A 20,869-nucleotide genomic window follows, 5' to 3' on the forward strand; every position below is an offset into this window, starting at 1 on the left:
GCACGTATACGGTGTAAAGTAAGACCATCAAAAGTGAATTTTTCATTGGTAAATTCGTATTTTTTTGCAGACTCTTGCTGATCAACAGGCGCGGTTTCATTTGCAATGGAAGAGATAACGGGGGGGTAATTTATTAACTATAGCACTCATGCTAAATATCCTATTCGTTCAATTGTTTTGAAATTGACACCCTATAAGGGCGCCGAGCGCTCAAAACACGGCGAATAGTCCGTTGCTACACTTTTCCCTTGAAAGGGTATTGTATGGCATAGCTACACCCGACAAAATTCTCATATACTAACAAAAGTATAAAAGAAAGTCAGTATTTTAAAAGGCATGGGAGAAGCTGTTTCGTAACCTATCCGCTTTTCTCAATGTTACGAAGATAACTACGCAAATCATTGCGCACATCATGTAGTTTCTTGGTCATCAATGCTTCATCAAGACTTTTTACATAGTTATTTTCGCGAACAAAAATACGTTCTAACTCCTCAAATTCTTTAGAAATGATGACCTCCTATGATAACATCTTTATCTAACCAATCGGGACCATATTCTTTATCAGCATCTTTAGTAGAAAATCCCATATCACGAATAAATTGTGCTCCATGCCGCTTTTTAAGAAACAGAAGTGTATGTGCTGGAGGTTCAGTCATTGCTAACCATTCCCACACCGCTTTGCTATCATTAGCACGGTCCGCTGCTTCTGATTCAGCAGTATAAATGCAGTTTTGATCTAACCCGCCTGCTCGTAACTCCTCACGTTCAGCATCCGTCATATAACTTTTGGGTAATTTCTTTTGCATAGGAAATTCCTTTCTGTAATCTGTCTTGAAATATTAATCTAATGGTTAAATCTGATCAATCAAATTTCCTATGAATTTTTCAATTTGTTGTTTGGAAATGAAATAAGATATCTGTTTTTATCTTTGATCATTTTGATTGTTTGTATCAAAGAAACTTATCGTTTTTTCTGATACTTATACACTTAATTGACGGTCTTTATTGAACGTGACACAATTTTACGCATATTTACGAGTTTCTCCTGATGGACAAGATACAGAAAATCAAAAACTTGGATTATTAGAATATGCTAACAAAAATGCTTTTGCTTCACTCCATATTGAAGATAAACTATAAATAGAAGGAAAGCTTGGTGCTTTAATCGAAAGAACAGAGCAGGGGATTGTTATTGACACCTGAGTTTTTTGTATAACCGATTTTCTCTTGATGTTTTAGAAATTCTTAAAGATGTTAGTGAGCATAATTTATAAAGTACGCCAATTTATTAAGGGGATAAAACCTATTATCATGAGCAGGACAACGGGCTGTTCCATAACGCCCATGCCAAACCCCGCGCAAGGCACGTGTGATACCCTGCGCATTCTTAAAAGAACACATCATTTTAAATCCTATAACGTTGCGTTACAGGACGGATTGTGCACTCTCTAGGGTGATGAATTTGAGAAAGCCTTGTCCGTCCTTACGTGACAAGGTTTTTTTATGCCACGTCGTTATAACGTTGCTGTTTTGCTTGCTCGATGACATTGATAAGATCCGATTGTAACCAACGGGATAAAAAACCAAATTTTAAAGGTCTTGGGAGAGAGCCATTGGTCACATGACGGCGGAATGTTGAAACACTCATATGAAGCAGTTTTGCACTTTCACGGTCTGTTAAAAGAATATCATTTTCTGTCATACTAAAATCCTTTCTATCAAAAAATGGTAACAAATCATAACCATTTATTAACCACATTTTAGTTCATTTTTGAAGGTATTTTATTTATAGAAAACAATATTTTATCATACAATTTTTTATGTGAGACGTGATGAATCTTATTGAGAAAGAATGAGAGACAAGAGAGAGAAAGTTATCCACAGATCATGGGGTTATGCACCCCATATCTTTAAGATTGACCCGTGACATAAGCCGCCCATTTATCCATATAAACGCGGCGCTGTTCTAGATAGTCAGTGCGACGATAGGCACGCTCTACTTTACCACCTACCGTATGACTTAGAATAGTTTCAGCGACCTCATAGGGGGCATCGGTTGTTTCTGCTAGCCAATCGCGTAAACTAGAGCGAAAACCATGCGGGCAGGCTTCAAGTTTATTACGTCTCATGTAAATATACATACACTTCTCAGCGAGGGGACCGCGACCGGTTGCAGAAAAAAAGAAATCATTGCGAGAAAGCAAGCGCGCTTGTTTTAAAACTTCTAATGCCTCTGTTGATAAGGACACACGAAATTCTGTTGTAGCATCACGCTTGCCTTTCATATTTTCAGCAGGGATAGTCCATATATTACCCTCAACTTGATCCTTATGGATATGACGTAAAGGATTTGTGCGAACGCCTGTCAGAATAAGCAAACGCAAAGCCAGTTGTGTCATAGTTATTTTTTGACAAAGCGTTTGATAAAAAGCCGGCACATCTCTCCAATCCATGGCTGGTCTATTAATAACCTTATGACGTTGTTTGCCTAAGAGAGAGCGTGCTTTTTCCGTTGCTTGTAAATCAACATCCAAACCTAATGCAGCCGCATGTTTGAGACAAAGATTAAGACGATTAAGAGCTCTATAAGCAACTCCAGCTTTTGTATGCCAAATAGGAGCAAGGGTATTGCGTATCTCTGTTTGGGTAATCTCAGAAACGGGCAGACAGCCTAATTTGGGAAGAATATGAAGGCGTAGAGGTAAAAACCAATGTCCATCTTTCCCATCCCGTTTTAATTCAGCTTTCCGACTTTCAAAAGCCTCTAAAGCAATATCTTTTAAATAATGAAGATTGCTTATTGCTTCACGCTTTTGTTTATCACGTTCTTTAATAGGGTCACGCCCCTCACGTAAAACAGAGCGCCACCCAGTTGCCAATTCACGGGCTTGTTGTAAAGAGACATCTCTCAAGGCACTCAATCCCATTTCACGGCGCCGCCCGTGAATGGTATAACTGTTAACGCCTTTAGACATCAGCATCTTTACACTTATGAAGATATAAATCGACACCATCATACACTTTGCAAGTCCCCAATGTTTTATGCGATAATTCTTAACACTTGAGAGGTTTATAAGAAGTATTTTTACTCTCTTTTTTAATAACTTTATCCATATACGAACCCTACTTATGACGCGTAAGTAAGCGATTGTATTGAATTAAATATGAGAGGAAATATAACGAAAAAATCTTACAGTATTTTTAATCAGATCCACGTTAAAATATTATAATTTATCATAAAAAATCAATGTACTATCAATATAAAACAATAAATAAAAAAATCTTTTTGTCTCTCACACTTTAAAAGATTAAAATGAATCTACGTGGAAGATAAAAAGTGCAGCATATTACTTTTGTTAACGCTGAATAAAAATAAAATCTTTTCTTGAGTTGTCAATAATTCCTTAATTTGCGGAAATAAAAAAGTTTTTTCCTATATAAGATTCTTTATGTTGATCTTTGGGATGGGAGGAGCAGCTATGTATACAGCATTAAGGATCTTATTGATATTATGGGGAGTATTGGCATTTGATACGTGGGGGAGAGCACAAGATTTTCAAACTCCCGCATCACAACTGTTATTACTCGATGATGATACAGAGACAATACTTTATGAAAAACAAAGTGATATTCCTTTTTTTCCTGCTTCATTAGTAAAATTGATGACAGCAGAAGTTGTATTTCATCAATTAAAAAAAGAATTATTAAAAAGTACGCAGAAATTCAAGGTCAGTGAAAATGCTTGGCGCAAAGGTGGAGCACCTTCCGGTACAACCACTATGTTTGCAAAGATAAAGACAGAAATCAGTGTTTCTGATCTTTTACGTGGTTTAATTATTGTGAATGGAAATGATGCTGCTATTATTCTTGCTGAAGGAATATCAGGACATGAAGATCATTTTGTAAAACTGATGAATCAGCGCGCAAAAATAATCGGATTATCTCAGAGTCATTTTGTTAATGCTACAGGGCTACCCGAAGAGGGACAATTTGTAACTGTGCGTGATATGATTATATTAGCACGTCATATTGTTCAGGAATATCCGGATTATTATGCACTTTATTGTGAGCCTCATTTTACATGGAATAATATTTTTCAACGTAATAAAAACCCTCTTATTTCTAAGGAAATTGGTGTAGAAGGATTTGGTTTTGGCTACAGTGAAAAAGAAGGTTTTTCAATGGTTGCCACCATTTCTAAAAATCATCGACGTCTTTTTTTAGCAATCAATGGTTTGCAAGATGGTAAAAAATATACAAAAGAAATAGAACGCATTCTTCAATGGGGGATAACGGCATTTGATCTCAAAACAATTTTCACAAAAGAAGAAACGGTTGGTCGTGCTTCTGTTTACGGTGGTAAGAAAAATTTTGTTCCACTCATTGTTAAAACACCAATAAGTTTTATGCTTTCGAATGAAAAAAAAGTAAATGTTAAAGCAAAAATTAAATATCATGGTCCATTGAAAGCCCCCATCGTTTCTGGGCAATCAGTTGGTGTTATTCAAATTTTAGAAGATAAAAAGATTCTTCTGGAAAAACCAGTTTTTGCCGGAATGAATATTCAGGAAGGAAGTTTCTTTGCAAAAGTAAAAAATGCATTCTATGAAATAACAATTGGATGGTTACGGAAATATTTGTAGTTACGCGCTAATAAGGTTAAGGTCATACGTGTCAGGTTATTTTATTACATTCGAAGGAGGGGAGGGGGTAGGAAAAACGGTGCAGATTTCTTTACTTGCTGAGTTTCTCTCTCACCAAGGTTATGATGTTGTTACAACACGAGAACCAGGAGGAACGCCAGGAGCAGAAGCAATCCGGCATATTTTGTTGTCGGGGCAGGCGCAACAGTATGGACCGTTGATTGAAGCTGTTTTGTTTACAGCTGCACGCGCTGACCATTTTCATGAAGTTATTGCACCTTCTTTGCAAAAAGGTAAAATCGTTTTATGTGACCGCTTTATTGATTCTACACGCGTTTATCAAGGACTCAATAATAGAGTCAGTTCTTCTCTTCTTTCTGTTTTAGAGTGTATTGCGCTCAATGGTATTTTGCCTCATTTAACATTTTTATTAGATATGCCAGCAATGTGTGGTATGAAGCGTGCAAATTTACGAAGAAAAAAAACAGAAGAAATTGATTATTTTGAAAAAGATCAGTTGGAAATTCAAGAACAAAGACGTCAGGCTTTTCTTCAATTGGCCAAACAAGAACCCCATAGATTTCGAGTCATTGATGCCACTGGCTCAGTGGAAGCTATTGCTCATCAAATAAAAAATATTTGTCATCAGGTATTGTTGGATCAGCTTTCATGAGTAATTTAAATACCTTACGCCAATATGATGATATTGATACAATTTTATCACCATCCCAGAACAATGTTATCTTTGGTCATGAGGATGTGCGTCATTTTTTGACACAAATGCTTAAAGAAGAGCGTTTGCATCATGCATTATTATTTGAAGGAGAATACGGGATTGGAAAGGCTACATTAGCCTTTCATCTTGCTTGGAACATTTTAAGTTTTCAACAGAGTTCTTTCTTGAAACCCGATCCTTATTCTACCCCATGGCGCCAAATTACACAAGGAAGTCACCCTGGTCTTTTGTATATTTCACGTCGATTTGATGTGAAAACACAAAAGTTTAAAACAGGAATACTCGTTGATGATATCCGTGATATTATGCATTTTTTAAGTCGAACATCGCAAGATAATGGATGGCGTATTGTTATTATTGATTCTGCAGATGATATGAATAGAAATGCAGCAAATGCAATTCTCAAAATACTTGAAGAACCACCTACAAAAACGTTATTTGTTATTATCGCACATTCTTCAGGAAAATTGCTTCCAACAATCCATTCACGGTGTCAAAAAATTTCTTTTCGTCCGTTGAATAACGATGAAATGAAAAAAGTTATTATACATATTTTCGCCGATCAGGATTTACCTGATGAAAAAACAATTGAAATGATTATTAAAAAATCTAAAGGAAGCCCTCGAAAAGCCGCTTTACTTATTTGCCATGGCGGTCTTGAAATTATTAAAACAATTGATGCTCTCCTAGAGAAACCTGTTTGTAACGCAACGATTGTACATACTCTTGCACAAACATTTTCATCTGTTTCTTCTACATTCCAATTTCAACAATTTTGTGATGAAATTCTTAATAAAATTCAAAAAAAAGCTATTATGCTCGTTGAAAAGGGAGACTTATTTCTCTCAAAAAAATATGCGGGAAAATGGCAAGAGATTCATCAAGAAATAGAGGAAATACAACTGTTTAATCTCGATAAAAAGCAGTTTGTTATTAACTTACTTTTTAAAGTTCATAAGATCATTCATGAGAATTAGTTTTTCCGTGACAATGCGATGAACAAACGTTATGTCATAATATCTTCTATTTATAGCGTTTTACAACGAGTATGACATGCGTGACACATATTACATAACAACTCCCATTTTTTATCCGAATGGTGCTCCACATATTGGACATGCTTATAGTGCCATTGCAAGCGATGTTTTAGCCCGCTTTCAACGGTTAAACGGGAAAAATGTATTTTTTCTTTCTGGTACAGATGAGCATGGTCTCAAGATGCAACAAACCGCAGCTGCATTAGGCATGACACCTCAGCAACTTGCAGATCGTAATAGTGCGGTATTTCAAAAAATGCTTGCAGTATTAAATTGTTCTAATGATGATTTTATCCGTACGACAGAAGAACGCCATTATCAAGCGTGTCAAGAAATTTGGAAAAAGATGGAAGCAAATGGTGATATTTATCTCGGCCGTTATACGGGGTGGTATTCGGTTCGCCAAGAAGCCTATTATGAAGAGAAAGATACGGAAGTTGGACAAGACAATATCCGTCGCGAGAAGGAATTAGGTTCTCCAGTTGAATGGAATGAAGAAGAAAGTTATTTTTTTAGGCTTTCTCGTTATGAAAAGGCTCTTCTTGAATATTATGAAAAACATCCTGATTTTATTGCTCCACTTGAGCGGCGAAATGAAATTATAAGTTTTATCAAATCGGGTTTAAAAGATATCTCTATTTCACGCACAAGTTTTAATTGGGGCGTTGCTGTTCCTGATAATCAAAAGCACGTAATGTATGTTTGGGTTGATGCACTTACAAATTATCTATCAGCAATTGGTTTTTTCAATGAAAATTCAACAAAACGTGATTTTTGGCCTGCAAATACGCATATTATTGGTAAGGATATTATTCGTTTCCATGCAGTCTATTGGCCAGCATTTTTAATGTCTGCTGGAATTGACTTGCCTAAGAATATTTTTGCACATGGTTTTTTACTTAATCGTGGTGCAAAAATGTCAAAATCTATTGGAAATGTCGTTGACCCTTTTGAAATGGTTGATCATTATGGTCTTGATCAGGTCCGTTATTTTCTTCTCCGTGAAGTGCCATTTGGACAAGATGGTAGTTATAGCCATGAGAGTTTAGTGAACCGTATTAATGCTGATCTTGCTAATGATCTTGGTAATTTGGCACAGCGCTCTTTATCTATGATTGCCAAAAATTGTAATGCACAAGTCCCAAAACCAACTTCATTCTTAGTTCAAGATAAACAGCTTTTAGAACAATCTCTTCAGGTGCTGGAAACTGTACATCAAACAATGTCTTCTCATAGTATGCATTTAGCCCTTTCAGCTATTTTTTCAATTGTAGCAGATGCCAATCGCTATTTTGCCAACGAACAACCTTGGAGTTTACGTAAAAATGATCGAGATCGGTTTTCTACAGTTCTTTATATAACTGTAGAAATCTTGCGGCGAATAGGAATAATGCTTTTGCCTTTCATACCTCAATCAGCAGCAAAAATTCTTGATAGCCTTGCGATTGCTGAAGATGATCGGTTGTTGTATCATATAAGCCATGCGAAAATTCAAGAAGGACTTGATCTTCCACCACCAGAACCAATTTTTCCTCGTTATATCTTGAAGAAAGAAGATACTCATCATGTTGATTGATACACATTGTCATCTTGATTTTGAAGATTTTTCACAAGATTTGGATAATGTTATCCAACGGGCTTTAGATGCTAACGTTAAACGTATGATAACAATTTCAACCCATGTTCATAAGTTAGATAAGCTGTTAGCTATTGCGCAAAGCTATGATCAAGTCTTTTGTTCCGTTGGAACACACCCCAATCATGCGCATGAAGAACAAAATATTACAGCGGAAGAGCTTATACAGCTCTCGAATCATCCTAAAATTGTTGCGTTTGGAGAAGGGGGGCTTGATTATCATTATGATTACTCTACACCAGAAGAACAAAAGAAAGTTTTTCAAGAACATATCATCGCTTCTAGAGAAACACAGATTCCTCTTGTTATCCATTCACGCAATGCCGATATCGATATGGAAAAAATATTGCGCAAACAGATAAAAGAAGGAGCTTTTCCCTTTATCCTTCACTGTTATTCATCTGGAATGCAACTTGCTCGTGCTGGAATTGAGCTTGGTGGTTATATTTCTTTTTCAGGTATTCTTACTTTTAAAAACGCTCTTGAAATCCGTGAAATAGCAAAAATTGTGCCCCATGAACATTTGTTGGTGGAAACAGATGCACCATTTTTAGCACCTACCCCTCATCGGGGGAAAACAAATGAACCATCTTTTGTATGCTATACAGCAGCTGTTTTGGCTGAAACAATTGGCTTAAGCATTGAAGAAACAGCTCAAATAACAACCCGTAATGCTTTTCGTTTATTTAGCAAAATGAAATAAGGCAAAAGCTATGTGTGATCAATACCGATTTACAATATTAGGGTGTGGTCCTTCTCCAGGAGTGCCAAGACCTAATGGTGATTGGGGAATATGTGATCCGAATAATCCTAAAAATAAACGCTACAGAAGTTCTTTATTAGTTGAACGCATTAAACCATCAGGAAAAAAAACAACAATCGTTATTGATACGGGGCCGGATTTTCGCTCACAAATGATTGAAGCGCATGTGGACCATCTTGATGCTGCTCTTTACACGCATTCTCATGCAGATCATATCCACGGTATTGATGATTTACGCAGCTATGCACTTGCACAAAAATGTTTAATAGATATCTATGCTGACAGATTTACACTAGAACATCTCAAAAATGCTTTCGGATATTGTTTTCAAACACCAAAAGATTCATCTTATTCTCCTATTTTAAAAGAGCATCTTATCAATGAAGATAGCCAATTTATTATTCAAGGGGAGGGTGGAGCAATAAGCGTTAATACGCATTTACAACACCATGGAAATATTCATTCTTTAGGTTTCCGTATCGGAAATGTTGCCTATTGTACAGATGTTAGTGAGTTTCCTGAAAAAACATTATCAAAATTAATGTGTTTGGATGTTCTCATCATTGAAGCCCTTCAATTTAAATCTCACCCAAGCCATTTTTCTGTTGATCAAGCATTACAATGGATAAAATATTTAAAGCCAAAACAAGCAATACTCACACATATGGATAGATCGCTGGATTATAATGCAGTCGTAAATTACGTTCCATCCTATGTAAAACCTGCGTATCAGGGCCTTACTTTCGAAACAACTGCATAAGTTTATTCATACAATATTTTACGTTAAATAAAGTTTTTTGAAGATTATCCTTTATTTTGTTTTATTTTTGACATAAATGTCACTTTTTTATGTTTAAAATGAGGTTTTTATGTATAAGAATTTTAAGCGGGGTGTATGTATTGCCGTTTTAGCAGTTTCCTTGACAGCATGTGGGGGGCGTTTAGAAAAAAATATTGCAACGACAACATTACATGATGGATCAATGAGTTGCACCGATATTCAACGGGAGTTTTTTGCTAATAAACGACAGATTAATGATACAATTAGAGAGCGTTCTACAGCAAGAAATAAAAATGTAGCTTTAGCAGCGGCAGGTGTTGTATTTTTACCTGCTCTGTTTTTTATGGATCCTAAATCCAGTGAAAGCAATGAAATTTCGGCTTTAAATAATCGTAATGCTGTTTTGAGTGATCTTGCACGTATGAAACGTTGTAAAATAGTACAGTAATTTTTCTTATTTATCATATGTAATTTCATTTTTTGGTCTTTAAGGAATATACCTTAAAGACCAAATCGAAATTAATGGATTTGGATGTTCTCATCATTGAAGCTCTACTCACACATAATTACAATGTGGTCGTAAATTACGTCCCATCCTATGTAAAACCTGCATATCAAGGTCTTACTTTTTAAACAGATGCGTGAACTTATTAACGAAATATATTTTTGTTGATAGTATATTTGTTAAAATTTTAATCTTACTTTTGCTCTATTTAAATCTCATTAAAAACATTTTGTGTTAAAAGTGAGGTTTTTATGTATAAAGAAAATTTTAAATGGGGTGTATGTATTGTCGTTTTAGCGTTTTTTTTGACAGCATGTGGGGGGCGTTTAGAAAAAAATATTCCAGTTACCACATTACATGATGGAACAATGAGTTGTTCTGATATTCAACGGGAATTTTTTGCTAATAAGCGCCAAATCGATGCTACAATTAGAGAGCGTTATAAAGCAAGAAATAAAAATGCGGCTTTAGCAGCAACAAGTCTTGTATTTCTTCCTGCTTTGTTTTTTATAGATCCTAAATCCAGTGAAAGTAATGAAATTTCAGCTTTAAATAACCGTAATGCTGTTTTGAGTGATCTTGCACGTACGAAACGTTGTCAAATAGCACAATAATTTTTCTTAGTTTTATTATACGTAATTTCATTATCACTATCACTATTTTTGGTCTTTAAGGAATGTACTTTAAAGACCAAATTTTATTTTAAAAGTAAATTGTATGATATAAATATGATGATGTTTTAAAGGAGGGTTTTCTTTTTGGATAAAGGATTTATCTTCTGCATCATATTATCGCATAATATATATTATGGAACTTTATGGAGAAGTATAGCTAGCATCAGTGTTTTGAGGAACGAAGCTTTAAAATGAGCTACTTGAGCTAGTTAAGTTAGCTAAGATCGAAAATTGAGCCTGTTATTCTGGCTCGAAAATTTTAATCACAATGTTTTTTTATTTTTTACTCTTTTAAAAAAAATAATTACAATTTGTAGTACTATAAAAGCTAAAAACAATATTCCATGAAATAATGGTACAAATGGCTGATAAATAAAATCGGAATAATATATTGTTATTGCTTCAATCAACGCTGCAATACACCACACAATGATACCCCATAGTGAATACATCCAAAGTCCAACTAAGGCAATAGGATAGAGAATAGCCAATATAGCTGATGCAAATTGCCACTGCCAAGGCATAAGATCAAAACGCCATAGAATACCTGGAAAAACCCCAACAAGGCGTATCCAATAACAAATACCTAGAACTAAGCAAATAAATGCCAAAAACCGTAAGTAACAGTTATAGATTAAATTGATTTTTGAAATCTGTTTGTGAGAATTATTTTTCACAATAATAACTCTTGTTCAACAGGTTGGAAGTAAGAATCTACCATTTCATCTGTCACATTTGAAAGTTTATCTGGTTGCCATTGAGGTCTTTTATCCTTATCGATTAACATAGCACGTATACCTTCATAAAAATCATGTGAATGAATCATATGATACGCTATGCGGTTTTCAATTTTCATACAATCTTCCAACGTTTGAGATGAATTTTGTTTCATTTGTTTCCAGATAACTTTTAAACTTGTCGGAGAACGTGACTGCAAAATATCATAACATTCTTTAGCAAATAAAACATCTTCATTGCTTTTTTTATGTAGCAACTCAAGACATTCTTCTAAGGTATGTGCACTAAAACAAGTGTTAATAATACAACGTATTTCATGACTTGTTTCATAGTCTTTTGTAATTGCTCGCTCGTTTAAAGCTAAAGTAGGATCTCCTTGCTCAATAACAGCTTTTCTAATCATATCGAATTCAGTTTCAGCAACGGCGTGTGTTGCTAATCCCAAATTTAAGCAATCTCCCCACTTTATACGTGCGCCCGTTAATGCAAGATAGATACCAAAATGATTGGGAAGAGATGGTAAGAAAAAACTTGCACCTACATCTGGGAAAAATCCAATCGCACCTTCTGGCATAGCAAAAACTGTATTTTCTGTAACAATTCGATGCGAGCCATAGAGAGAAATACCTACCCCTCCTCCCATCCAAATACCGTTTAAGAAAGAAATGTAGGGCTTTGAAAAATGTTTGATATAAGCATTTAAACTATATTCATTTCTAAAGTATTGACAAGCAGCAGCACTTTTCCCCATATGATAGATTTCTACAACATCTCCACCAGCACAAAAAGCACGCCCTTCCCCTTCAATTAAGACACAAGAAACATTATCATCTGTTTCCCATGTTCTGAGAGCTTTTTTTAAAGCTGAAACCATTCGTTGATTAAGAGCGTTTAATGCTGAAGGACGTGTGAGCTTTATAATACCAGCACGCCCTTCTTTCGTAAAAGAAATATCATCATCTGCTCCAAAATTAATTTGCATCTCACACCCTTCTTAAAACAATTATTTCATTGTTTTTTTTATACTTTTTGCCCCAAGTTTAGGAAATATTTGCATGATTGCGCCAATACAATATGTATAAATTCCTGTTACCGAAATTCCTATTTTAACCCAATAGGGAGCCTCTAGTTGATAAAAGAAGGCAGAAACACCAAAAAAACACCATAAGAGAAAAATGGGAAAATTAATTCTACGTAAACGAAGGACTCTTACTGGATGAATAAAATAAATTGGCAAAAAAGATATAATCGCCGATAGAACAATAATGATAAAAGTAATCCACTCTCCTGGTCTGACGACAAAAAGCGTAAAAATCATCATATTCCAAACAACAGGAAATCCTTTAAAAAAGTTTTCTTTGGTTTTCATACTAGTATCTGCATAATAAATAGCAGATGAAATAACAATAATTGCACTCAATGAAAATGATAACCCTACCCCCATGAAACCACTTTGATAGAGTGCAAAGGCAGGAATTAAGACATAAGTCACGTAATCAATAATATTATCTAATAGCTCTCCAGACCATGTTGGAAGAACGTACTTAACATCAAGTTTGCGTGCAATTGGTCCATCTATACCATCAACGAGAAGAGCAAGCCCAAGCCAACAGAACATAGCTGTCCATTCTTTTTGAGAGGCTGATATAAGAGAAAGAAACGCTAAAAATGATCCCGAAGCTGTTAGTAAATGAACGGAAAAGGCCTTTGCTTGTGGCATTGTTACTTTTTTATGGCGTAATAATTTAGCATTTGTTTTGATTTTCTTTGTTAATTTACGTTTCAAGGTTTTCTTATCCTCGTTTTTAAAGTCTTCAACCATCTATCAATACGCCATTTTTTAACGATGATATAACTCAGCATTTAAAAAAATCATAAAAAGGTTACTTTTTTATATCGCATTATTTATTACATACTATAATAATAGAAGAGCTTCATATAATAAAAAGAGAGAGATCATTTGGAAATGTTAAAATATTTTCTCAATGAATAAAGGTTCAAATCGTTGTGATATTTGAAAAGGAAGAGCATAAAGATATTGCTGTTATTGGTGCAGGTCCTGTCGGAATGTTAGCCGCGCTGAGTCTTGCACAGAAGGGGCTTTCTGTTTTTCTTGTTGGGCCCCCTGCTCATACAGATGAGTTACGGACAACGGCTCTTATGATGCCCGCAATACGCATGCTTCAAAAACTCAATATTTGGGATAATCTTCAAAAACATGCAGCTGCTTTATCGTCCATGAGAATTATAGATATAACTTCTAGAATTGTGCATGCTCCTACGGTGCATTTTTCTTCTACTGAAATTGGCGAAAAAGCTTTTGGCTATAATATACCTAATGTAAAATTGAACAGTGCTTTAGTCGACGCTGTTACACATACGCCCAATATTACAAGATTTGTTTCTGCAGCCAAATCTGTTCATCACACAAAAAACCATGTATGCATTACTCTTGCTGATCATAGAATTATTCAAGCACCACTTGTTGTTGCAGCTGATGGACGTCACTCTCTTACACGTGTCGCAGCAGGGATAAGTGTCAAACAGTGGAATTATCCCCAAAAAGCACTTGTTCTCAACTTTTCTCATGAGTTTTCTCATCAAAATACATCAACTGAATTTCATACAGAACACGGTCCATTTACACAGGTTCCACTACCAGGACGAAGATCTAGTCTTGTATGGGTTGTTCATCCTTCCCGCGCTGAGGAATTATTAAATATAGAACCAAAAACAATTGCAAAAATGATCGAAAACCAAATGCAATCAATGCTTGGAAAGCTAAGCTTAGAAACATCAATTCAAGCATGGCCGATTTTCGGACTTCTTTCTCATCATTTTGCTGCTAATCGAACAATTTTAGTGGGTGAAGCCGCTCATGTTTTTCCCCCTATTGGGGCACAGGGATTAAATTTAGGATTCCGTGATGTCCAAACTTTAATTGATATTTTACCCAATAAAATATCCAATTCTAACTCTGAAATGATTGTTGCACATTATAACAAATGCCGCAAACCAGATATATTAATCCGAAGTGGAGCTGTTCATACACTGAACTCTGCTCTACTTTCTCATATGTTGCCTGTTCATATCATACGAAGCATTGGGCTTGGTTTGTTGCATAGTTTCCCACCATTACGTAATTTATTTATGCGCGAAGGAATGTATCCCGGTTATGGATTCAAGGAAATTATGCAAATATTTCCAACAAAATCATCAAAACAGCTCTACTAAGCAATAATGAATAATAACGTAAAATAATAAAATTGCATTTTGAATCATATCTATTACTAATATAAAAAATATTTTTGTTCTTTCTAAGAAGTAACAAATTATATTAAAATAATTAATTATATTTATTGATTTATTTATAATAATAACATGTTTAATTAATATAACTGTAAATTTTTTATTAAAAATTATTATATATATTTAGTATGTTGATATGAAATAAGAGAAAACTGAATTATAGACTACAAATTAAATTATAAAGATATCTTGCTAAATCATAGCTGTTAAATTTAGAACTATAAATAAAATGAAAAATAATACCGTTTTGAAAAAATTATTTTATAAAATTAATTTTAATAAGAAAATAAATAATAAAAAAACAGTTTTATTTAATCAATATATTTTCAAAACTTTTTATTGTTAAGTATAATATTAAAAATAAAATCATCTTTGGAACCTGTTAGTAACACAGAGGTTAATGAAGTGTTGTTTCAACAAATGGTAACAAGATGACACTAAATAATTTTTTGAAATTAAGTACTTTTTTTATAATGATTGCATGTGTCTCGTTGATAGTCACGACTTCAATAAGTGAAGTTTTTCACCTTCCTTATTGTCAAACCTTTACCTATAGCTCTACTCAAAAGGTCACTAAAATAGGTCAGAACTCATTTACTGCTTCACAAGTTAAAAATTGTCTTATGCAAAATGGGTTTGAGAATATTAAACGATTGCGCTTAGATGACAATGGTATCTGGCGTGCTTTAGTAAAATTTAAAAAGTCCCATTTTTTCGTATCCGTTGACTATTCAGGAACAGTTAGCATTCAAAATGAAAGAAAAGAATATGATTGATTTAAAAACTTACAGCAACGTTTCTTTTCACAGCTGTAAGAAAAAAAAATTAAAAAAGTGCTGCCATTCTATTAAAGAATTTGCTTTCATTGGCGGTTTAAATGGTAGCATATCAGGAGCTATCGCGGCAACTCTTGCAGCTTATGGTTATATTGCTCTTCCAGGATTTGGTCCAGTTATCGCAATGGGTATAGGAGTAGCACTTTCTTCCGGAATAATAATAGGAGCACTGATAGGATCAGGAATGGGAGGGAGTGTCGGTATATGCTGTATTTTATTGGGAAATTTATATGAATCATAATAATTTTTTCTCTTATAAATTTTATAATGAATAGAAATTTCTCGTCATTTTTTCTATGAAAAACAATTAAATCATCAACAAATTATATGTTCTTTTTTTGATAAAACGATCATCATTATTATAAATGAAATAATAGCTAACTTACTAAAATTCCTTATTTAATTTCTTATTATACCTCAAAAAGTAGATTTTTTAAAAGCATCTCTTGAAGAAATGTAAGCGAGATATAATTATCCGTCCATAAAAGCTGTATTTTTTATAGATCAAGAAATAAAAGTTATGTTCAGAAATATATATAAACACACTTTAATTTATTTGCTCTTTCTAATAACAGAATATTTCTATGTAAATTATTTTTCTTAAATTTAAGACATTTATATAATATATCATTAATATAGATTGTTATTTATAGATATAATATATTAAAGTATAAGATAAAGGTATTTCATGAAAAAAATATTATTATCATTATTGTTTTTTATGGCATTTTTAATTCATAAAAATTCTGCATTAGCACTATCAAAACAAGTAAATATTTATAAATTAGAAGATAACAATTCCAAAAAGGCTATTGGTAGCATTAAAATTGAAGAAAACATACACGGTTTGATTTTCATCCCTAATTTATCTACTTTATCAGAAGGAATGCATGGTTTTCATGTACATGTAAATCCTTCATGTGATACAAAAGATGGCATAATTGGTGGAAGCGCAGGTGGACATTATGATCCGGAACATACCGGAAAACATTTAGGACCTTATAATGTCAATGGTCATCTTGGTGATTTACCAGCACTTTATGTTGATAAGCAGGGATATGCCATAATGAGCGTTCTTGCTCCACGATTAAAAAAAATCTCTGAAATTAAAGGGCGCTCTTTAGTCATTCATTTAGGGGCTGATAATCAATCAGATAAACCATTACCGCTTGGCGGAGGTGGTGCACGTTTAGCGTGCGGTATTATTGAAAAATAAAGAGAGTATTGTGGCAGACTGAGACAGTACACACTCCCTTTACCATAAGGTGTGAGAGAAATTTATTTTTTAAATCTATTTCAAGAAATTGAGTAAACTGTGTGAGTATTTTATAAAATTAATGTTTTTTTGAATGTTTAGTTCGGATAACAAAAAGCTTAATAATCATCAAAACGAACAGCAATGGAAATTAAAGAAATAGTAGTGTAAATTCTCCGTAAGAAGACTTCAATATGAGGAAGTAATATTTTCCATGCTTGATGTAAAAAAAGCAAAAAAGTCGAATTTCACCCTCTATAATAGCAAGTTTATAATAAATTATAATTATTAAGTCTAGTATCTAATGGAATCACGCTCAATGCACAAAATAGAACAGGCTTAAAACAGAATTTTTACTCTTCCCCTACTCAACCCTACTCATGAGGTACGTGAGAAAAATTTTAATTGATACAATATCAATATGAGATGGTTTGAAAGGATTGAATACTAGGATATTCATTCCCCTCATTTAAGTTTAAAGACTAATTATCATTAGTAAATCAACATATTATACCAATATAATAAGTCAAATAAAATAGTTAGAGTAATTTTTTGTCACTCTGAACAAAAGAGCTTTTAAACAATAAAACCTTTTTTAAAATACCCCTCATGGGTCCATATGATCCCAATCCAATGGACGCATTTCACCAGTTTGATAAAATTGACGAATGAGTTTAATATAATCAAGAAAGTCTTTATTTTCTACCACTAATCTATTAGCAGTATCCCAATCAATATCACTACGTTCTTTCGCTGGAATTATGATCTCACTCTCGGAAGAATTTTCTTTATAAAGTCTTATAAATCCAATTCCATGCAAACTTGAAAGCATCCGAAGCTCTTTTAATGTATCAACTCCTTCAATTTCACTAGCAACTAAATAACTCAAATTAGCCCATGAAGAATTACTAACTGTTTGAAAAAATGCTTTTCGTAAATTTGAACGATTGATGAGAATTTTTACTTCAAAAGACCAAAGCTTTGTCTTTTTATCAAAATATTGCAAAATACAGGCTTTGATTTCACGATTCCATTCCTTGCTTAAATCTTGCATCCCTACGAGATCTGGATAAAGCCATTTATTTCCGCCTGCACCATGTTTATTACGAGAACATTTCTCATTAATGCGCTTGCTATAAACTGCAAGCTCTGACCATAAAAATTTAGATAATAATGGATAAAGATCATGCTCTTTAACAGAGCCATCTTCTGTTCTACTCTTTGCATTGTCCTCTATTGCATCAATTTCAGCACTATCTGTTTGTTCAGTAAAATAATATTGTCTCGGTCGTCCTTCAGTAGTTTTAATTTCTGAATAACGCTTTTGTAACTGAGGGCGTTTTGCCCCTATTTCAGCAACAATTTGCTGAATAAGAGCCGCATCACTATTAAGGGGAGTGATTATTGCCGTTGAATTCTTTTGTTTTTGACGGCATTTTTCTGGGTAATTTTCAAATATCCATTGAGCAATTTCTCGAGCTGTAAACTTTTTTGTCGGGTTTTTCTTTAAAAAATTAAAAACAGTGTTTGTTAAATTTAAAGTCATATGAAAAACTCCCCCTTTTATCCTCTGGGTATTTCATTATATTCAGGCGTTTTAAATGAAAGAACAATAAACTGTTTAAGTTTTTTAAAAAAAGAACATTTATCAAATTACTCAATAAAATTAAAATATTTTTTTTAATTTATGACTATAAACTCAAAGATTTTTTTACATAATGAAAATAAGATTGTACTTTTATAAAAAAGTGTAAATGTGCTACAAATCCCCATACAAAAGCATAATCTTGTATAACTTTTCTATACATTTTTCTTTTTATTTTAACGTCGTTAGAAAAAAGTTAAAAATAATTATTCAAACATTTGATTAAACCTCACACCCGTCAATTAAAAAACTTATGTGTTTTATTTTTGAAGCAAAAAGTTATAAGCTCTCAAGTATAGATTCTGAAATGGTAAACTCTGCACACAAACCTTCAAAACTACTATTTGCTTTAATAGCATCATGGGGAATAAGAACATAATACCATTTTTTATCGCCATAAGTCACCGCATAGCGCGTTGCATGACAACACCATTGAACTGCAGCTTCTCTCTTTTTTAAAACAATAGGATTTTGCATTTCAGAGGCTTTTTTAGGCTCACAAAGATATTTGGCATCCTTCGTTTCTACAACAAAGTCTGGTTCATAGATTGATCTTTTATCATATTCTATTCTGAAAAAACCTCGAGCGGGTTTCATCCATTTCAAGACTTGTGCATCATCCTCTAATATTTGAGCAAATCGTAATTCCCCTTCTACTGAATCAAACTTTTGTAAAGGATAACAGCATTTTCTAAAGCCGCTGAATACAAGTTTTTTAATATCGCTTTTAATGGCAGGAATATTACGAAAATCAAGAGGAGACGTCCCTTGCGGCAACACATAATGGATAGGTTGTAAAATTGTAAAACCTCGTGTAACTTTAACTGCATAATCTTTTTGCGTTTCCCATTGATGTTCTCTTAATTGCGCAACAATAAAACTAGTAAGCTTGTGCTGATAGTGAATTAATACGTTCTCAACAGCTGTATCATTGGGTAAATAAGATCGGAAATGTTCTACTATCTGACTAGCTAATTTTCGTAATAAGAGCGTATGGTTATCATAATCGACAAAGTCATTATCAATCAAACCACGAATGATGTAGTTTTCAAGATAAGGCTCTTTGACATATTCATTCTTAGATGTGAGAAAAATGCTTTTATGGGTACGCAATTCTCGAATTAAAAGTTCTTTACTAACAGGTTGAAAATTTAAGTTTTCTAAATTTTCCAAATCAAAATCATAAAAACCATAAGTAACATCACGCGAAGGAATGAGTATAATATTTGGAATATCTATTATCAGTTCTGTTAATTGTTTTGTCAGAATTGTCACCACTTTTGATACAAGAGACTTTTGTGATGAAGGCTTAATATTCATAACTTTATTAGCAATTTTTTCTTGTATCTGTGCAGAACAAAGCATTTGAGAACTTGGCAATTTATCATTCTCTTTGATAAGATCCCACGCGATCGCTGCAATATCTTGCTCTTCAGGTGTTAATGTAGGGGAATCTGTATGACGTAATATGATACCTTGTAAATCAGAAGATGCTCCATTTATATCGGAATTACGTATTACCATCGTTTGCATCAATAAAGCTTCTACTTGACTTGGAACTGTCACTATATCGGTCTTTTCAAAGGGGATATTCCCTCCTGTTCCAATCTCAATATGCTTTTTTATAATTGAGTTTGGATCGTTTGCACGATCAATAATATCTTGAAAACGATCATGCGCAATAATTGTTAAACGATCAATAGCTTCCACGCCTGTTCTATACCCATAAGGCAAACGCAATCCACGCCCAATTGTTTGCTCTGTTAAAATTTCTGAAGCCGATGCACGCAACGGTACAATAGTATAGAGATTCGTAACATCCCACCCCTCCTTTAATTTATTAACGTGAATAACAATTTCTGTTGGGTCATGAGAATCTTCAATTGCAATCAGCTTTTGAATATTTTGATCTTCTTCTATATTCGACTGTTTTGTATGAATCTCTATAACTTTTCCCTTATAAGCTCCTGCAAAAAAATCATCTGATTCCAATAAATCACGCAATTTCTGTGCATGATTTGTATCTTGAGCGACAACTAAAATAAAAGGCTTAACGAACTTTTTGTTATAATCTTTTGCATAGACAATTAAATCAGCTTTCACGTTTTCATGGGCATGAATTGCATCTTGTAATTTGATATGTTCTAATTGTTCAGATGTATAATTTTGAGGTTGAAAATCTTTACGTGTAGCAACAGCAAGCTCTTTTACAAAACCATCTCTCATAGCTTCGGCAACACATTGATTTATAATGATAATTCACTGTTTTGCATATTGAATGAGAGGACTGAATATAGTAAGATTTTCTTAT

Annotated in this window: 19 protein-coding genes and 4 pseudogenes; 14 read left to right on the plus strand and 9 right to left on the minus strand. The window is 33.7% G+C overall.

Annotated elements, in window-relative coordinates:
• Positions 1-500: 500 nt before the first annotated feature.
• Positions 501-806 (minus strand): hypothetical protein, encoded by a 306-nt coding sequence (locus tag ACFINX_RS08055; protein WP_375668605.1) that lies wholly within the window; start codon positions 804-806, stop codon positions 501-503.
• A gap of 205 nt (positions 807-1,011) precedes the next feature.
• Between ACFINX_RS08055 and ACFINX_RS08060 the strand changes: the two are divergent.
• A pseudogene (locus tag ACFINX_RS08060) lies at positions 1,012-1,271 on the plus strand (recombinase family protein); the annotation flags it as partial.
• Here the strand turns inward: ACFINX_RS08060 and ACFINX_RS08065 are convergent.
• From ACFINX_RS08065 to ACFINX_RS08075, 3 genes and pseudogenes are all read right to left on the minus strand, one after another.
• On the minus strand, positions 1,255-1,404 hold the full coding sequence (locus ACFINX_RS08065) for a hypothetical protein (RefSeq protein ID WP_375668606.1): 150 nt from the start codon (positions 1,402-1,404) through the stop codon (positions 1,255-1,257). The pseudogene ACFINX_RS08060 and the gene ACFINX_RS08065 overlap by 17 nt on opposite strands.
• 97 nt (positions 1,405-1,501) lie before the next feature.
• Positions 1,502-1,702 carry a helix-turn-helix transcriptional regulator gene (locus ACFINX_RS08070; RefSeq protein WP_375668607.1) on the minus strand — a complete coding sequence of 67 codons (201 nt, stop codon included), beginning with the start codon at positions 1,700-1,702 and terminating at the stop codon, positions 1,502-1,504.
• Between the two features lie 208 nt (positions 1,703-1,910).
• Positions 1,911-3,036 (minus strand): annotated as a pseudogene (locus ACFINX_RS08075) (tyrosine-type recombinase/integrase).
• Positions 3,037-3,479: 443 nt separating this feature from the next.
• On the opposite strand from ACFINX_RS08075, the gene ACFINX_RS08080 reads away from it, so the two are divergent.
• The 9 genes and pseudogenes from ACFINX_RS08080 to ACFINX_RS08120 all read left to right on the plus strand — a co-directional run bounded on the left by ACFINX_RS08080 (position 3,480) and on the right by ACFINX_RS08120 (position 10,715).
• On the plus strand, positions 3,480-4,643 hold the full coding sequence (locus ACFINX_RS08080) for a D-alanyl-D-alanine carboxypeptidase family protein (RefSeq protein ID WP_375668608.1): 1,164 nt from the start codon (positions 3,480-3,482) through the stop codon (positions 4,641-4,643).
• 28 nt (positions 4,644-4,671) lie between these two features.
• Positions 4,672-5,316 (plus strand): dTMP kinase, encoded by a 645-nt coding sequence (gene tmk / locus ACFINX_RS08085; RefSeq protein WP_375628124.1) that lies wholly within the window; start codon positions 4,672-4,674, stop codon positions 5,314-5,316.
• Positions 5,313-6,356, plus strand: coding sequence for a DNA polymerase III subunit delta' (locus ACFINX_RS08090; protein WP_375668609.1), 1,044 nt, complete (start codon positions 5,313-5,315; stop codon positions 6,354-6,356). Before tmk ends, ACFINX_RS08090 begins: the two co-directional genes overlap by 4 nt.
• A gap of 76 nt (positions 6,357-6,432) precedes the next feature.
• Complete coding sequence (gene metG, locus ACFINX_RS08095) at positions 6,433-7,992, plus strand: methionine--tRNA ligase (RefSeq protein ID WP_375668610.1); 1,560 nt, start codon at positions 6,433-6,435, stop codon at positions 7,990-7,992.
• Positions 7,982-8,755: a TatD family hydrolase gene (locus ACFINX_RS08100; protein WP_375606873.1), complete on the plus strand. Its 774-nt coding sequence runs from the start codon at positions 7,982-7,984 to the stop codon at positions 8,753-8,755. Before metG ends, ACFINX_RS08100 begins: the two co-directional genes overlap by 11 nt.
• A 10-nt stretch (positions 8,756-8,765) precedes the next feature.
• Positions 8,766-9,575, plus strand: coding sequence for an MBL fold metallo-hydrolase (locus tag ACFINX_RS08105; protein ID WP_375668611.1), 810 nt, complete (start codon positions 8,766-8,768; stop codon positions 9,573-9,575).
• A gap of 109 nt (positions 9,576-9,684) precedes the next feature.
• On the plus strand, positions 9,685-10,044 hold the full coding sequence (locus ACFINX_RS08110) for a hypothetical protein (protein ID WP_375606871.1): 360 nt from the start codon (positions 9,685-9,687) through the stop codon (positions 10,042-10,044).
• 56 nt (positions 10,045-10,100) lie between these two features.
• Positions 10,101-10,229: pseudogene (locus ACFINX_RS08115) on the plus strand (MBL fold metallo-hydrolase); the annotation flags it as partial.
• 123 nt (positions 10,230-10,352) lie between these two features.
• Positions 10,353-10,715 (plus strand): hypothetical protein, encoded by a 363-nt coding sequence (locus ACFINX_RS08120; RefSeq protein ID WP_375618144.1) that lies wholly within the window; start codon positions 10,353-10,355, stop codon positions 10,713-10,715.
• 323 nt (positions 10,716-11,038) lie between these two features.
• Here ACFINX_RS08120 and ACFINX_RS08125 read toward each other — a convergent pair whose 3' ends face one another.
• The 3 genes from ACFINX_RS08125 to pcsA are packed head-to-tail and all read right to left on the minus strand — an operon-like array spanning position 11,039 to position 13,335.
• A complete protein-coding gene (locus tag ACFINX_RS08125) occupies positions 11,039-11,452 on the minus strand; it encodes a DUF6163 family protein (RefSeq protein WP_375613429.1) in 414 nt (137 codons plus the stop codon).
• Positions 11,449-12,495, minus strand: a complete 1,047-nt coding sequence (locus tag ACFINX_RS08130) for an enoyl-CoA hydratase/isomerase family protein (RefSeq protein WP_375650295.1) — start codon at positions 12,493-12,495, stop codon at positions 11,449-11,451. The genes ACFINX_RS08125 and ACFINX_RS08130 overlap by 4 nt, the downstream gene beginning before the upstream one ends.
• A gap of 21 nt (positions 12,496-12,516) precedes the next feature.
• On the minus strand, positions 12,517-13,335 hold the full coding sequence (gene pcsA, locus ACFINX_RS08135) for a phosphatidylcholine synthase (protein WP_375668612.1): 819 nt from the start codon (positions 13,333-13,335) through the stop codon (positions 12,517-12,519).
• 185 nt (positions 13,336-13,520) lie between these two features.
• Between pcsA and ACFINX_RS08140 the strand changes: the two genes are divergently transcribed.
• The 4 genes from ACFINX_RS08140 to sodC all read left to right on the plus strand — a co-directional run bounded on the left by ACFINX_RS08140 (position 13,521) and on the right by sodC (position 16,874).
• Positions 13,521-14,747: a UbiH/UbiF family hydroxylase gene (locus ACFINX_RS08140; RefSeq protein WP_375668613.1), complete on the plus strand. Its 1,227-nt coding sequence runs from the start codon at positions 13,521-13,523 to the stop codon at positions 14,745-14,747.
• 506 nt (positions 14,748-15,253) lie between these two features.
• Complete coding sequence (locus ACFINX_RS08145) at positions 15,254-15,598, plus strand: hypothetical protein (RefSeq protein WP_375611907.1); 345 nt, start codon at positions 15,254-15,256, stop codon at positions 15,596-15,598.
• Positions 15,576-15,899, plus strand: a complete 324-nt coding sequence (locus ACFINX_RS08150; RefSeq protein ID WP_375668614.1) for a hypothetical protein — start codon at positions 15,576-15,578, stop codon at positions 15,897-15,899. Before ACFINX_RS08145 ends, ACFINX_RS08150 begins: the two co-directional genes overlap by 23 nt.
• Before the next feature lie 447 nt (positions 15,900-16,346).
• Positions 16,347-16,874 (plus strand): superoxide dismutase [Cu-Zn] SodC, encoded by a 528-nt coding sequence (gene sodC / locus ACFINX_RS08155; RefSeq protein WP_375668615.1) that lies wholly within the window; start codon positions 16,347-16,349, stop codon positions 16,872-16,874.
• A gap of 646 nt (positions 16,875-17,520) precedes the next feature.
• Here the strand turns inward: sodC and ACFINX_RS08160 are convergent.
• Both ACFINX_RS08160 and ACFINX_RS08165 read right to left on the minus strand, forming a co-directional pair.
• Positions 17,521-18,459, minus strand: coding sequence for a COG2958 family protein (locus ACFINX_RS08160; RefSeq protein ID WP_375668616.1), 939 nt, complete (start codon positions 18,457-18,459; stop codon positions 17,521-17,523).
• A gap of 378 nt (positions 18,460-18,837) precedes the next feature.
• Positions 18,838-20,796: pseudogene (locus tag ACFINX_RS08165) on the minus strand (DEAD/DEAH box helicase); the annotation flags it as partial.
• Positions 20,797-20,869 lie beyond the last annotated feature (73 nt).

Source organism: Bartonella sp. AP36NXGY (assembly GCF_042195865.1).
Classification (GTDB): domain Bacteria; phylum Pseudomonadota; class Alphaproteobacteria; order Rhizobiales; family Rhizobiaceae; genus Bartonella.

Excerpts from the sequence above, each read along its gene's own strand:
- ACFINX_RS08065 (WP_375668606.1), bottom strand. The coding sequence starts at position 1,404 with ATGATGTGTTCTTTTAAGAATGCGCAGGGTATCACACGTGCCTTGCGC.
- pcsA (WP_375668612.1), bottom strand. The coding sequence starts at position 13,335 with ATGGTTGAAGACTTTAAAAACGAGGATAAGAAAACCTTGAAACGTAAA.
- ACFINX_RS08120 (WP_375618144.1), top strand. The coding sequence starts at position 10,353 with ATGTATAAAGAAAATTTTAAATGGGGTGTATGTATTGTCGTTTTAGCG.
- ACFINX_RS08130 (WP_375650295.1), bottom strand. The coding sequence starts at position 12,495 with ATGCAAATTAATTTTGGAGCAGATGATGATATTTCTTTTACGAAAGAA.
- ACFINX_RS08070 (WP_375668607.1), bottom strand. The coding sequence starts at position 1,702 with ATGACAGAAAATGATATTCTTTTAACAGACCGTGAAAGTGCAAAACTG.
- ACFINX_RS08105 (WP_375668611.1), top strand. The coding sequence starts at position 8,766 with ATGTGTGATCAATACCGATTTACAATATTAGGGTGTGGTCCTTCTCCA.
- ACFINX_RS08145 (WP_375611907.1), top strand. The coding sequence starts at position 15,254 with ATGACACTAAATAATTTTTTGAAATTAAGTACTTTTTTTATAATGATT.
- ACFINX_RS08080 (WP_375668608.1), top strand. The coding sequence starts at position 3,480 with ATGTATACAGCATTAAGGATCTTATTGATATTATGGGGAGTATTGGCA.
- ACFINX_RS08090 (WP_375668609.1), top strand. The coding sequence starts at position 5,313 with ATGAGTAATTTAAATACCTTACGCCAATATGATGATATTGATACAATT.
- metG (WP_375668610.1), top strand. The coding sequence starts at position 6,433 with ATGCGTGACACATATTACATAACAACTCCCATTTTTTATCCGAATGGT.
- sodC (WP_375668615.1), top strand. The coding sequence starts at position 16,347 with ATGAAAAAAATATTATTATCATTATTGTTTTTTATGGCATTTTTAATT.
- ACFINX_RS08160 (WP_375668616.1), bottom strand. The coding sequence starts at position 18,459 with ATGACTTTAAATTTAACAAACACTGTTTTTAATTTTTTAAAGAAAAAC.
- ACFINX_RS08150 (WP_375668614.1), top strand. The coding sequence starts at position 15,576 with ATGAAAGAAAAGAATATGATTGATTTAAAAACTTACAGCAACGTTTCT.
- ACFINX_RS08100 (WP_375606873.1), top strand. The coding sequence starts at position 7,982 with ATGTTGATTGATACACATTGTCATCTTGATTTTGAAGATTTTTCACAA.
- ACFINX_RS08055 (WP_375668605.1), bottom strand. The coding sequence starts at position 806 with ATGCAAAAGAAATTACCCAAAAGTTATATGACGGATGCTGAACGTGAG.
- ACFINX_RS08110 (WP_375606871.1), top strand. The coding sequence starts at position 9,685 with ATGTATAAGAATTTTAAGCGGGGTGTATGTATTGCCGTTTTAGCAGTT.